Annotated in this window: 12 protein-coding genes; 6 read left to right on the top strand and 6 right to left on the bottom strand. The window is 69.5% G+C overall.

The window, feature by feature from the left end; translation table 11 throughout:
• Positions 1-33: 33 nt before the first annotated feature.
• The 4 genes from whiA to uvrC are packed head-to-tail and all read right to left on the bottom strand — an operon-like array spanning position 34 to position 4,829.
• The gene (whiA, locus tag BLV57_RS24615; protein WP_091292504.1) at positions 34-1,029 is read right to left on the bottom strand and encodes a DNA-binding protein WhiA; all 996 of its coding nucleotides are present in this window, start codon (positions 1,027-1,029) and stop codon (positions 34-36) included.
• Positions 1,029-2,006 carry a gluconeogenesis factor YvcK family protein gene (locus tag BLV57_RS24610; protein ID WP_091292503.1) on the bottom strand — a complete coding sequence of 326 codons (978 nt, stop codon included), beginning with the start codon at positions 2,004-2,006 and terminating at the stop codon, positions 1,029-1,031. The genes whiA and BLV57_RS24610 overlap by 1 nt, the downstream gene beginning before the upstream one ends.
• Positions 1,993-2,850, bottom strand: a complete 858-nt coding sequence (gene rapZ, locus BLV57_RS24605; RefSeq protein ID WP_091293211.1) for an RNase adapter RapZ — start codon at positions 2,848-2,850, stop codon at positions 1,993-1,995. Before rapZ ends, BLV57_RS24610 begins: the two co-directional genes overlap by 14 nt.
• Before the next feature lie 35 nt (positions 2,851-2,885).
• Positions 2,886-4,829: an excinuclease ABC subunit UvrC gene (gene uvrC / locus BLV57_RS24600; protein ID WP_091293210.1), complete on the bottom strand. Its 1,944-nt coding sequence runs from the start codon at positions 4,827-4,829 to the stop codon at positions 2,886-2,888.
• Between the two features lie 164 nt (positions 4,830-4,993).
• Between uvrC and BLV57_RS24595 the strand changes: the two genes are divergently transcribed.
• The 3 genes from BLV57_RS24595 (at position 4,994) to BLV57_RS24585 (ending at position 7,432) form a co-directional block, all read left to right on the top strand.
• A complete protein-coding gene (locus BLV57_RS24595; protein ID WP_091292501.1) occupies positions 4,994-5,686 on the top strand; it encodes a S1 family peptidase in 693 nt (230 codons plus the stop codon).
• A gap of 172 nt (positions 5,687-5,858) precedes the next feature.
• Positions 5,859-6,581, top strand: coding sequence for a S1 family peptidase (locus tag BLV57_RS24590; protein WP_091292499.1), 723 nt, complete (start codon positions 5,859-5,861; stop codon positions 6,579-6,581).
• 71 nt (positions 6,582-6,652) lie between these two features.
• The gene (locus BLV57_RS24585) at positions 6,653-7,432 is read left to right on the top strand and encodes an exodeoxyribonuclease III (RefSeq protein WP_091292498.1); all 780 of its coding nucleotides are present in this window, start codon (positions 6,653-6,655) and stop codon (positions 7,430-7,432) included.
• On the opposite strand, the gene BLV57_RS24580 is transcribed toward BLV57_RS24585, so the two are convergent.
• Positions 7,396-9,717, bottom strand: coding sequence for an ATP-binding protein (locus BLV57_RS24580; protein ID WP_143047141.1), 2,322 nt, complete (start codon positions 9,715-9,717; stop codon positions 7,396-7,398). The two genes, BLV57_RS24585 and BLV57_RS24580, sit on opposite strands and share 37 nt — an antisense overlap.
• Positions 9,718-9,803: 86 nt before the next feature.
• On the opposite strand from BLV57_RS24580, the gene BLV57_RS24575 reads away from it, so the two are divergent.
• The 3 genes from BLV57_RS24575 (at position 9,804) to BLV57_RS24565 (ending at position 12,758) form a co-directional block, all read left to right on the top strand.
• Entirely contained in the window at positions 9,804-11,024 is a 1,221-nt protein-coding gene (locus BLV57_RS24575) for a cytochrome P450 (RefSeq protein WP_091292495.1), read from the top strand.
• Between the two features lie 150 nt (positions 11,025-11,174).
• Positions 11,175-11,582 carry a hypothetical protein gene (locus tag BLV57_RS24570; RefSeq protein WP_143047140.1) on the top strand — a complete coding sequence of 136 codons (408 nt, stop codon included), beginning with the start codon at positions 11,175-11,177 and terminating at the stop codon, positions 11,580-11,582.
• A gap of 57 nt (positions 11,583-11,639) precedes the next feature.
• Positions 11,640-12,758, top strand: coding sequence for a glycosyltransferase family 2 protein (locus tag BLV57_RS24565; protein ID WP_091292491.1), 1,119 nt, complete (start codon positions 11,640-11,642; stop codon positions 12,756-12,758).
• Here BLV57_RS24565 and BLV57_RS24560 read toward each other — a convergent pair.
• Positions 12,741-13,406: a DUF2306 domain-containing protein gene (locus BLV57_RS24560; protein WP_091292490.1), complete on the bottom strand. Its 666-nt coding sequence runs from the start codon at positions 13,404-13,406 to the stop codon at positions 12,741-12,743. The genes BLV57_RS24565 and BLV57_RS24560 overlap by 18 nt on opposite strands.
• Positions 13,407-13,474: the final 68 nt, after the last annotated feature.

The following is a 13,474-nucleotide window of genomic DNA, read 5'->3' as shown; positions in this document are numbered from 1 at the left end:
GCTTTATCCCAGACCGGGATAAAGCCCGCTAAATCACGCGTCCGCCTCGTCGTCCTCGAGCATGTCGGGGGTGACGGCGGACTCGGTGTCCGGGATGCCCTGTTCTTTCGCGCGCTTGTCGGCCATGGCCAGCAGACGGCGGATCCGGCCCGCGACCGCGTCCTTGGTCATCGGCGGGTCGGACAGCTGGCCGAGCTCCTCCAGCGACGCATGGCGGTTCGACAACCGGAGCTTGCCGGCCGCGAGCAGGTGGTTCGGCGCGGAGTCGCCCAGGATCTCCATCGCGCGCTCGACGCGGGCGGCCGCCGCGACGGCCGCGCGGGCGGAGCGGCGCAGGTTCGCGTCGTCGAAGTTGGCGAGGCGGTTGGCCGTCGCCTTGACCTCGCGGCGCATCCGGCGCTCTTCCCACTTCAGCACGCTCTTGTGCGCGCCGAGCCTGGTCAGCAGCGCGCCGATCGCGTCGCCGTCACGCACGACCACGCGGTCCGCGCCGCGCACCTCGCGCGATTTGGCCTGAATGCCCATCCGCCGCGCCGCGCCGACCAGGGCGAGCGCCGCTTCCGGGCCGGGGCAGGTGACCTCCAGCGAGGAAGACCGGCCGGGCTCGGTCAGCGAGCCGTGCGCGAGGAAAGCGCCACGCCACGCGGCTTCCGCGTCGGCGACGCCACCGGAGACGACCGCGGCGGGCAGCCCTCGGACGGGCCTGCCGCGCTGGTCGATCAGCCCGGTCTGCCGAGCCAGGCCTTCGCCGTCCTTGACGACGCGCACGACATAGCGCGTGCCCTTGCGCAGCCCGGACGACGAGATCACGTGCACATCCGAATGGTGGCCGTACAGCTCGTGGATCTCCTTGCGCAGCCGCCGCGCCACCGATCCGGTGTCGAGCTCGGCTTCGACGACCACCCGGCCGCCGACGATGTGCAGGCCACCGGCGAACCGCAGCATCGAAGCGACCTCCGCGCGGCGCGGCCCGATCTTGGTGATCTCCAAGCGGCTGAGCTCGTCCTTCACCTCGGCGGTCATCGCCATTACTGCCCCTCCATGCTGTTCAAACCGAGAGCTTCCCGCACGCACGCCGCCAGCGCATCGGGATCATGACGCCCCACGACGGCCAGGTCGGCCACGTCGGAGAGGAGCGCACGAGCACCGAGTGCTTCGGCCGCGCGGCGCAGCCGGGCCGGGGTGGGCACCGAATCGCGATCGGCGATCACGGCGTCCACCCGGAGTTCCGGAGCGTGCTGGAAGAGTACGTCCAGGTGCTGTTCGGGCGAGAAGCCCGCTGTCTCACCCGGTTGGGGGATGAGATTGAGGATGACCACCTTCGTGGCCTTCGTGCGGACCAGCGCGTCGTGCAGTTCCGGCACCAGCAAATGCGGCAATACGCTGGTGAACCACGATCCGGGACCGAGGAAGACCACATCGGCGTCCAGCACCGCGTCGACCGCCTGTGCGCACGCCTTCGGCGGCTCACCCGGCCGCCGTGCGTTGTGCAAACTGATCCTTTTCACCTGACCGGGTGTCGTCGCGACCGCGACCTGGCCCCGGATCCGGCGAATCGCCGCGTCGTCCTCGGCGTCGAGCCCGGTGACCTCGGCGTGGATGTCGAGCGGTTCGGCCGACATCGGCAGCACCCGGCCGGTCACGCCGATCAGCCCGCGCACCTCGTCGAGCGCGGCGACCGGGTCGCCGAGCACCTCGAACAGCCCGGCCAGCAACAGGTTCCCGACCGCGTGGCCGGCGAGCGCGCCGTCACCGCCGAAGCGGTGCTGGAACACCTCCGCCCACAGCGTGCCGCCGTCCTGCGCGGCGAGCGCCGAGAACGCCTGCCGCAGATCACCGGGCGGCAGCAGGCCGAGCTCACGCCGGAGCCGCCCGGACGAGCCGCCGTCGTCGGCGACCGTGACGATCGCGGTGACCGCGGTGGTGACCCGCCGCAACGCCGTCAGCGTCGCGTGCAGTCCGTGTCCCCCTCCGAGGGCGACAGCGTTTACCTCACTCGCGGCCAAGGTCTCGGTGCACCACCTTCACTGCCATACCGTCCTCAGTGGACAGCCGCTTCGCGAGCTCTTCGGAGATCGCGACGCTGCGGTGCTTCCCGCCGGTGCAGCCGACGGCGAGGGTCAGGTAGCGCTTGCCCTCGCGCTTGTAGCCCGCGCCGATCAGCCGCAGCAGCTGGTGGTAGCGGTCGAGGAACTCGTCGGCGCCTTCCTGGCTGAGCACGTAGTTGCGCACCTCGGTGTCGAGGCCGGTGTGCTCGCGCAGTTCCGGGATCCAGAACGGGTTCGGCAGGAACCGGATGTCCATCACCAGGTCGGCGTCCATCGGCAGGCCGTACTTGTAGCCGAAGGAGAGCACGGTGACGCGGGTCTGCGTCGAGGACTCCGAGCCGAACGCGTCCTCGATCTTGGCGCGCAGGTCGTGCACGGACAGCGAAGACGTGTCCAGCACGAGGTCCGCTTCCTCGCGCAGCGGCGAGAGGAGCGTGCGCTCGGCGGTGATGCCGTCGGCGAGCCTGCCGTCGCCCTGCATCGGGTGGCCGCGGCGGACCGCCTCGAACCGGCGCACCAGCACCGCGTCCGTCGCCTCCAGGAACAGCACCCTCGGCTTGTAGCCGCGCGCGTCGAGGTCCTTGATCACCGACGAGAGGTCCTCGGTGAACGCGCGCGAGCGCACGTCCATCACGACGGCGACCTTGGTGATCGCGCCGCGCGCCTGCGCGCCCAGCTCGACCATCGTGGCGATGAGCTCCGGCGGCAGGTTGTCGACCACGAACCAGCCGAGGTCCTCGAGGCACTTGGCCGCCGTGCTGCGCCCGGCGCCGGACAGCCCGCTGACGACCGCGACCTCCATCCCCGACTTGTGCTCTTGCTCCACCATGTCCCCACTCATGAACCCGACTCCCCTTCACCCTTGCTGACTGCCAATGCGGCGAACACGGTCTCCGCGGTCCGCCTGCCGACCCCCGGCACCGCGGCGATCTCGTCCACAGTGGCCTGTTTCAGTTTCCTGACCGAGCCGAAGTGCTTGATCAGCGCCGTCCGGCGGCTCTGCCCGAGTCCGGGCACGCCGTCCAAAACGGACACTTGCAGCCGTTTCGACCGTTTCTCCCGGTGGTACCGGATGGCGAAACGGTGAGCTTCGTCCCTGACGCGCTGCAGGAGGTACAACGCGTCGGAGGTTCGCGGCAGGATCACCGGATCGGGGTCGGCTGGCAGCCAGACCTCCTCGAGCCGCTTGGCCAGGCCGACCACCGCGACGTCGGTGATCCCGAGCTCCGCGAGCACGTCCGCGGCGGCCGTCGCCTGCGGCCCGGCGCCGTCGACCACGAGCAGGTTCGGCGGATACGCGAACTTGCGCGGCTTGCCCGTTTCCGGGTCGATTCCCGGTGTCGGGTTGTCCGGCTCGGCTGTTTCCTTGAGATAGCGCGAAAAACGCCGCCGCACGACCTCGGCGATCGACGCGACATCGCCCTCTTCGGCCGCCTCTCGCAACGCGAACCGGCGGTACTCGGACTTGCGCGCGATGCCGTCCTCGAACACGACCAGCGACGCGACCACGTCACTGCCCGCGATGTGGCTGATGTCGACGCACTCGATGCGCAGCGGCGCCGTGTCGAGCGCCAGGTGCTCCTGCAGCTCGGACAGCGCGGCCGACCGCGCGGTGAGGTCGCCCGCGCGCTTGAGCTTGTGCTGCTGGAACGCCTCGGTGGCGTTGCGCTGCACCGTTTCCGCCAGCGCGCGCTTGTCACCGCGCTGCGGCACGCGCAGCGCGACCCGCGAGCCGCGCAGCCCGGAGAGCCACTCCCCCAGCGCTTCGGCGTCGTCGGGCAGCTCCGGCACGAGCACCTCACGCGGCACGGGCGCGGCCTCGCCCTCGGCCAGCGCCAGATCCGACTGCTCGCCGTAGAACTGGGTGAGGAAATGGTCGACGAGCGCGGGCACGTCCATCTCCTCGGCCTTGTCGATCACCCAGCCGCGCTGCCCGCGCACACGCCCGCCGCGCACGTGGAACACCTGCACGGCCGCTTCGAGCTCGTCGTGCGCGAAGGCGACGACGTCGGCGTCCGTGCCGTCGCCGAGCACGACCGCCTGCTTCTCCATCGCCCGCCGCAGCGCGCCGAGATCGTCACGCAGCCGCGCGGCGCGCTCGAACTCGAGCTCGCCGGACGCCTCGGCCATCTCGCGTTCGAGCCGCCGGACCATGCCGTCGGTGCGGCCGGCGAGGAAGTCGCAGAAGTCCTCGACGATCGCGCGGTGCTCGTCGGCGCTCACCCGGCCGACGCACGGCGCGGAGCACTTCTCGATGTAGCCCAGCAGGCACGGCCTGCCGATCTGGCCGTGCCGCCGGAAGACGCCGGTGGAGCAGGTGCGCGCCGGGAACACGCGCAGCAGCAGGTCGAGCGTCTCGCGGATCGCCCACGCGTGCGCGTACGGCCCGAAGTACCGGACGCCCTTCTTGCGGGGGCCGCGGTAGACGTGCAGCCGGGGGAACTCCTCGCTCACCGTGACCGCCAGCACCGGGTACGACTTGTCGTCGCGGTACCGGACGTTGAACCGGGGGTCGAACTCCTTGATCCAGTTGTACTCGAGCTGCAGCGCCTCGACCTCGGTGCCGACCACGGTCCACTCGACGGCCGCGGCCGTGGTGACCATCTGGCGCGTGCGCGGGTGCAGGCCGGACAGATCGGCGAAGTACGAGTTCAGGCGGCTACGCAGGCTCTTCGCCTTGCCCACGTAGATGACCCGCCTGGTCGCGTCGCGGAACTTGTACACGCCAGGTGCGTCCGGGATGCTCCCCGGCGAGGGACGGTAGGTGGACGGGTCAGCCACGTCCACCAGCCTATGGGCCGACACCGACAGCTTTGCGCGTACCCGCCCTAGGACGCCGATCCGGCCATTCGGCCCGCCTGGTCTGGACATTCGGCAGTATCGGCCGGGTGATCCGGTGATTACGGTCCGTCTGACTCCCCACCCGGCCGGAAGGAATCCCCGCCATGCTCCGCACCGCCGCCGCCACCGCGCTGGCCATGACCCTCCTCGCGCCCGCCGCGGTCGCGCAGACCGACATCGTCGGCGGCGGCAACGCGCCTGCCACGCCCTGGGGCGCGCAGGTGCTCGTCGCACTGCCCGGCGGCTACGGCTTTTCGTGTTCCGGAACGATCATCGGCGCCAGATGGGTGCTGACCGCCGCGCACTGCGTCGCCGCGAGCACGACCGCGATGCAGGTGAGGATCGGCTCGAACACCCTCGGCGGCGGCACGGCCGCGGACGTCGACCAGCGCAAGAAGTCCCCGACCGGCGACATCGCGCTGCTGCACCTGACCAAGGACGTGCCGACGACGTTCAGCAAGCTCGCGACCGCCGATCCGGCCGTCGGCAGCACGAACCAGGTCTACGGCTGGGGCTTCACCGACCCGGACGGCCCGTTGTCCCCGACGCTCAAGGTGGCGAACGTGAAGGTGACCGGCACCTCGAAGGACAACGCGGGCGGCAAGGCGATCCAGAGCGTCGGCGTCAACGGCTCGCCGTGGAAGGGCGACTCGGGCGGCCCGCAGGTCGCGAACGGCGTGCAGGTCGGCGTCGCGTCGACCGTGTCGAACCAGGACGGCACGAACACCAAGGGGACGATGAACTACGCGAGCGTGGCGGCCAACCGCGCGTGGATCAAGACAACCTCAGGAGTCTGACCGTCGATCGGGCTACAAGGCAACCTTGAGTGCTGATATACCAACGGAAGTCGGGCAATTCCCCTAACCCGACTTCCGTTGGTTCCCTACCGGGTGAGTGGATAGTTACTTTCCGTCCCAGTGTTCCACCAGGTTCTCCTGGCAGGTTCTTCTGGCGAAGGGAAACGGAAAAGTGAGCCGTATCCGCACCTTGGGCGCAGCTTCGATCGCAGCGGCCGCACTGGCACTCACCGCGGGCGCCACGGCGAACGCGGGCGCACAGCCCGGAATCGTCGGCGGCGGCACCGCGCCGACGGTGAGCTGGGGCGCCCAGATCTACGTCAACACCCCCGGCCGTGACTGGGACGGGTTCAACTGCTCCGGCACGATCATCGCCTCGCGCTGGGTGATGACCGCCCGGCACTGCCTCGACACCGACGGCAGCGGCATGCGCGTGCGCGTCGGCAGCAACCAGCTCCAGGGCGGCACCGTGATCGCGGTCGACCAGAAGAAGATCTCGCCCAACGGCGACATCGCCTTGCTGCACCTGGCGAGCGCGTTCACCACCACCTACATCACCCTCGGCACCGGCGACCCGGCCAGCGGCACCACCAACCAGCTCTACGGCTGGGGCCGCACCACCCCGACCGGCCCGCCCGCCTCCGCCCTGAAGGTGGCGAACGTGCAGGTCACCGGCCGGTCGACGGACGCTTACGGCGGCCGCGCGATCCAGAGCGTCGGCATCAACGGCTCGGCGTGGAAGGGCGACTCGGGCGGCCCCGAGCTGTCGAACGGCGTGCAGGTCGGCGTCGCCTCGACCGTGCAGAACCAGAGCGGCAGCAACACCCGTGGCACCAACAACTACGCGAGCGTCGCGTCCAGCCGTAGCTGGATCCGCACGACCGCCGGGGTTTGAAGGCTCGTGCGCGTTGCGGGCGGTTCTAGCCGCCCGCAACGCGCACGACCCCCTGTGAGAGTCTCCCCCTCATGCGTATCGCGACCTGGAACGTGAACTCCGTCGGGGCAAGGCTTCCCCGGCTGCTCGCCTGGCTCGAAACGGCGGCGCCGGACGTGCTTTGCCTGCAGGAGCTCAAATGCACGACCGAAGCCTTCCCGCTCGCCGAGGTCTCGGCGCTCGGCTACGAGGTCGCCGCCTACGGGCTCGGCCGCTGGAACGGCGTGGCGATCCTGTCCAAGGTCGGCATCGAGAACGTCCAGCGCGGCCTGACCGACGAGCCGACTTACGAAGACGCGGTGGAGTCACGCGCTATCGGCGCGACGTGCGGCGGGGTCCGCGTGTGGTCGGTCTACGTGCCGAACGGCCGCGATGTCGAGCACGACCACTACGCCTACAAGCTGCGCTGGCTCGAAGCGTTGCGCGGCACGGTCGTCGCGGAGTCGAACGACGAGCCTTTCGCGGTGCTCGGCGACTTCAACATCGCGCCGTCCGACGAAGACGTCTGGGACATCGGCAAATTCGCCGAATCCACGCACGTGACCGAGCCCGAGCGCAAGGCTCTCGCGATGCTGCGCGACGCCGGGCTCACCGACGTCATCCCGCGGCCGCTGAAGTACGACCGCCCGTTCACCTACTGGGACTACCGGGCGCTCGCGTTCCCGAACAACAACGGCATGCGCATCGATCTGGTGTACGCCAACGGGAAATTCGCCTCCGCGGTCACTGACGCTTACGTCGACCGCAACGAGCGCAAGGGCAAGGGCGCGTCCGATCACGCGCCTGTCGTCGTCGATCTGACCGGCGCTTGATCCTCTCGAGCGACCCAGGCGGCCACTTCCGCACGAGACCGGACGTCGAGTTTCTCCCGGATCCGCTCCAGGTGGGTGGTCACGGTCCGCTCGGAGACCCGCAGCCTGCGAGCGATCCGGTCATTGGTGAAACCTTCGGCGACCAGGGTGGCGATCGTGTGCTCCTGAGCGCTCAGCCGCCGTTCCGCGGGTGGCGGAGCGACACCGTGCAGCGCGACCTCCGCGGCCCGCTCCAAGGGCACCTTCCGGCCCGCGGTTCGCGCCGCCGCGACGTCCCGGGGACGCAGCCTGGTGGACGCCGCGGCGACGGCCGCGTCCACCCGCTCCTGCCAGAACGGCTCGCTCGGCGTGTGTGCCCGCTCCCTGATGGCCGCCGCACAGGCGAGGAGGCGTAGTCCACGCCTGTCGTCCCCGCGCTCCACCGCGACGATGCCAAGGCCGTCGACCGTATACGCCACATGGTGCGGATTTTCGCTGTCGACGGCCAGCGAATCCGCGAACCGCGAACCGGCGGTCTCGGTGTCGCCCTCGAACAGCGCGAGCACTCCGGCGGTGTGGACGACAGAGGTGACCGTGCTGGGCGAACCCAGCCGAGCGGCCAAGGGAAGAGCCTCGCTGAGCAGTTCAGCCGCCAGCGCCGGCTCACTCCAGCTCAGCGCGGCCCACGCGAGGTTGTTCAGCGAACCGAGCAGCGCCACCGGATCGCCTAGCGCGCGGAGCAGTTCCAGGCTTTCCAGATAACACGGCTTCGCTCCACTGTGGTCGCCGGCGCAGGACCGCGTGTGGCCCTGCTCGTCGAGAGCCCTCGCCAGCCTCGCCGGCCGATCCAGGGTGCGCTCCAGCTCGACCGCCCGATCCGCGTGACTCCGCGCCTCGTCGAGTTCACCGCGGACGTTCGTGACCGTGGACAACGCGCTCACCAGCAGAGCGGCGTAGTCGGGCCGGTCTGCCGGTGCTCCTCGCAGTGCGGTGACCAGCATGTCCTGGGTGTCCGCCGCGTTGATCCCGCGATCCAGCCAGTGCGCGGCCAGCACACAGGCCAGCGGCGCGTGCCGAGGGTCACCGGTACTGGCGGCCCATTCGACGGTGACGACCAGGTTGTGCCAGTGCTTGCCGATCTCCCGCAGAACGGAGGGCGGAACGGAGAAATCGAGCAGGTGGGTCCCGAAGCGAGCGAGCATCCACTCGGCGAGCCGGTCGCCCGCCGACGCGAGTTCAGCCGCGGTGAGCCGTTCCCGCCCGAAAACGCGAATCGACTCCAGCTGGCGGAACCACACCGCCCCCGCCACGTCCACCGGCGTCAGCAACGACTTGGCCTCCAGGCCCGCCAGCGCATCCACCACGTCGTCGAGCCCGCTCACCACCTTGGCCAGGTCGAGCGGAAAGGGACCTGCCAGTACGGAAAGACGACGCCACAAGGCCTGTTCCCCCGCGGTCAGGGAGTCGTAGTCCCAGCCGATCGCGGCGTTCAAGCTGCGGTGCCGCGAGGCCGAGGTCCGGCCACCGACGCTCAGCACGTCCAGCCGTTCCGCAAGGCACGACAGCAGATCGGCAGGCGCGAGCACCCGGACCCGCCTCGCGGCCAGCTCGATCGCCAGCGGCATGCCGTCCAGCCGCTCGCACAGCGCGACGACCGCGCCGGCGTTGGCGTCGGTCAGGCGGAACCCGGGGTCCACAGCGGACGCCCGATCGACGAACAGCCGGACGGCGTCCGATCGGGCCGCCTGATGCCGCGTGACGGTCCCGACCGGCAAGGTGAGTTCTCCGAGCGGGAAGACGCGTTCACCCCGCGCTCGCAGAGCTTCCCGGCTGGTCGCCAGCATCACCAGCCCGCCGCAACGCGCGAGCAGTTCCTCGGCGACCGCGGCGCACTCCGGGAGCAGGTGCTCGCAGTTGTCCAGCACCAGCAGCACCTTTCGCCCGGTCAAGGCCTCCGCGAGCGCCACCGGGCTCTCCGCCCGGATGCCGAGCGTGCTCGCGATCGCCAGCACGACCAGCGCACCGCGCGAGACCGCGGCGAGGTCGATCAGCCACACTCCCCCGGCGTGTCCGCGCCTGCGGCGGGCGACTTCCGTGGCGAGCCGCGTCTTCCCACTCCCGGCGGGCCCGGTGACGGTGACCAGCCGGGAGCCGCCGAGCAACCGGCCGACGGCCGCGATTTCCTCGTGCCGTCCGATGAACATGTCCGGACAGGGCACGATGTTGCCCGCCCCGGCCACTTCCTTGCGACGCCGGTACGCGAGCTGACGGCAGGCATTCGCGCAATAATGCCTGCCCGGGCGCACCGGGCCGGCACACACCGGGCAGGTACGTCGTAACGGTGCGGGATCTACCGACTGACCGCCGGCCGGTCCGCTGGTCACCATCCCTTATGGCCCTTCGCTTCGATCCGACGGATCCCGCCTTCGTCCAAGACCCCTACCCCTTCTACCGTGAGCTGCGCGAGAACTCACCGGTCCATTTCGAAGCGTCACTGGGCGGCTGGGTCTGCACCCGGCACGCCGACGTCCAGGCGATCCTCCGCGATCCCCGGCTGATCCGGCCGCCGGTCGGCAGCGTCCTACTGGGGCAGGTGCCCGACGACGTTCGCGCCCAGCTGGCGACGTTCGAAAGGAAGCTAGCCACCTCGTTGCCCTTTGCCAACCCACCGGACCACACCCGGCTGCGCGCCTTGGTCGGCAAAGCGTTCACGCAGCCGACCATCGAGGCGCTCAGGCCGCGAATACAGTCGCTGGTCGACGACCGGCTGGACCGGCTGACGCCGCACGCCGATCTGCTCACCGACTTCTGCTACCCCATCCCGACCGCCGTGATCATGGAACTGGTCGGGGTGCCCGCCTCGGCGAGGGAAACCCTGCACGAGTGGGTTGTCGACATCACGCCCATCATCGGCAATTCGCTGCCGAGCGCGGACCCCGTCGGTATCGCGCGCAGAGCGGCCGCCGCCACAGCGGCGTTCAGCGACTACCTCGACGAGCTGATCGAGCAGCGGCGCAAGGAGCCACGCCCGGATCTGCTGTCCGATCTGCTCGCCGTCACGGACACCACGGGAGGACTGACCAACGATGAACTCACCCTGCAGATCCTGATCCTGCTCATCGCGGGCACCGAGACCACGGTCCACTACATCGGCAACGCCGTGCACGCCCTGTTGCGGAACCCGCACCAGCTCGCGCTGCTGCGTGAAGACCTGTCCTTGATCGAGACCGCCGCCGAGGAACTGCTGCGCTTCGAAGGGCCGGTGCCGCTCTCCACTCCTCAACTGGCCGCGCACGACCTCGAGATCGGCGGCCGACGCATCGAAAAGGGTTCGCTCGTCTACCCGGTACTCGGCGCGGCCAACCGCGATCCGCGGCGCTTCACCGACCCGGACCTGCTGGACCTGCGAAGGCCACTGGGCGGTGTGCTGAGCTTCGGCGGCGGCATTCATGCCTGTTTCGGCGCACAGCTGGCGAGGACCGAGGCGCGGATCGCGCTGGCGTCACTGCTGCGCAGGTTCCCCGGCATACGGCTGGACGACGCAGCGCCGGCGCCCGTGTACCGGCCGGACGCGACGCTGCGGGGCTTGACATCCTTGCCGGTCTGCCTCTGACAACCCGACATTGCACCTAAACCGGCAGAAATTCTAGCGGGGAATCCTGACCGATTTCACCCTGTCTTGAAACACCTTGCCAACCTTTCTTTTTCGACCTTAATTTGAGCCAGTCGAAATCAATTCCAAGCCAACTTGGAGGAATCCACTATGGACTCACAACGCACCGCCTTTCTTGAAGGACTAGAAGCAGAACTCACCACTTCTGAAGGAAAGACCACCGCGACCATTGGTACGGTCGGCGGCCGTCGCCGAATTCGGGAAAAGGTGGGCGCGCTGGGCGCCACCCTTTTCGCCGTCGGCTCGTTCTTCGCGCTTTCGGCAGGCTCCGCGAGCGCAGGCCCCGCCACCACGCAGGACGACTGCTGGACGCCCGACTACCGCGCGGAGAGTCACGTCAAGCACTGCTCCTGGCCCTTGGGGGACATCCAGCGCTTCGACTACCTGCGCTCCTACACCGCCAACAACGGCACCGTCCGCTGCCACGTCTTCGACCACTATTCGTGGACCTGCAACAACTGGTACTACATCGGCCAGCCGGAGGCTTGCGGACACTGACCGGACGCGGGTGCCCGCCCCCTCGGCGGGCACCCGCACAGTGGAACGGGAATCACCATGCCTGACAAGATTTCGATCGTCGTGCTGGCCAAGAACGAAGAACGCTGCATCGCGCGCTGCCTGGCCAGTATCACCGGTCATGACTTCGAGATACTGGTCGTGGACACCGGCTCGGCGGATGAAACCACGACTATCGCGGAAAACCACCCCGATGCCCGGCTTGTCCATTTTCCGTGGTCCGATTCCTTCGGCGCCGCCCGCAATTTCGCCATCGACCACGTCTCGACCGGCTGGATCGTCTTTCTCGACGCGGACGAATGGCTCAGCGAGCGAGCGGCGGAGGAATTGAAGACCCGGTTGTCCGCATGGTCCGGCGCGTCGAACCTCGCCCGCCTCGTGCTCACTCCGACGATCTTCGACGTCGACCGCGGCGTCGCGGAAGAAGGAGTCCCCCGCGTCTTCCACGCCGAAAGCTCGATCCGGTATCGGGGCCCGGTCCACGAGTACCCCGTCGTCGAGGGCGAGGACGACGTCCGCGTCGAACTCGCCCGCCTGGGCGTCGAGTTCCAGCACGACGGCTACCACCCGGAGGTCGCGAGAGCCAAGGACAAACTGCACCGCAACCTGCGGTTGCTCGACCTCGCCCGCGCCCACGACCCGGACAACCCCCGTTGGTGGTACTACACGCTTCGCGACGGCCTGCCGGTGTTCGATCGCGACCAGATCGTGTCGCTCTGCGAAACACTGCGAGACCTGCCCAGCGACAGCCGGCGGACGGGCGAACTGCTCAGCACGGCGGAGCTGTACCGGCTCGCGCTGGGCACCGCCTGCCAAGGCCTCGCCGCGCTGCGGGACTGGCGCACCCTCGACCGCTACTGCGCCGAACTGGACCGGCTGGGCAGCCCGGACGGGACCTACTTCCGCCTCATGGCCGAACTGCACAACGGCGTGCTCACCACCCGGGACCTGCTCGGGGCGGTACGCCTGCGCGGCGACGAGAAACTGGTCGCCACCAGCGCGGTCGACCCGGCAGGCAGGCACCTCGACGCGCTGATCGTCGCGTTGCTCGCCCGGCTGCGCGGCGAGCCGGAAGCCGAACGATATCGCGCGCTGTGCGAACCGTGGACCGACGTGTTCTTCGACGGAGGCCGGGAACGATCACCCGTGGCTCGCTAGGGCCGCCGGTCTGGCGGTCCGGCCGATGACCCACTCGGCCACGGCGAGGTTGATCACCCAGCCCGCGGCCATAAGCAACGCGTGGGTGAACTCCCCCGGCGCCCCGAACGCCACGGCCCAAGGCAGGTGCGTGAAGACCTGCGTGCCCGCGCCCATCCCGATCGCGTAACCGCGGATCATCCACCCGCGGTGGCGCCGGATGTCCCGCCGCAGCACCGCGACGGTACCGAGCACGAGCGCGACGACCATCCCCGAACCGAAGAAGATCCGGAACGCGAACAGCAGCGCCCCGTCACCCGGCGGCGACGGGTAGAAGAACGTCATCCACAGCCCGGAGAGCGCCGCGGCCAGCCCCAGCGGAACCAGCGCGCGCCCGGAGACGCGGTGCAGGCCCAGCCTGCGGCGGCGCAACCCGGGCGCGAACTGGAAAGCGCCCACCACGCAATAAAGACTGGCCGCGACGATGTGCACGATCACCGGCAACGGCACCGCGAAGAAGCGGGCGTTCTCCGGCGTGACCGGCGCGCTGCTCGACAGTTCCGCCACGCGCGTCGAGCCCGCCACGATAGGGAAAGCGCACAGCAGCAGCAAACCCGTGAGGATGCGCCAATCCGACTTCTTCTTCGCCGCCGCGGTTCTCGTCGCCACCGGAAGAGCCCTTCGTCCGTCCTGCTTTGGTGGGCTCAATCCTGGCGACGCGATGCCCTGGACTCATC

This window comes from Amycolatopsis xylanica (assembly GCF_900107045.1).
GTDB classification, from domain to species: domain Bacteria; phylum Actinomycetota; class Actinomycetes; order Mycobacteriales; family Pseudonocardiaceae; genus Amycolatopsis; species Amycolatopsis xylanica.
This window is presented reverse-complemented; position numbering and strand designations above follow the sequence as displayed.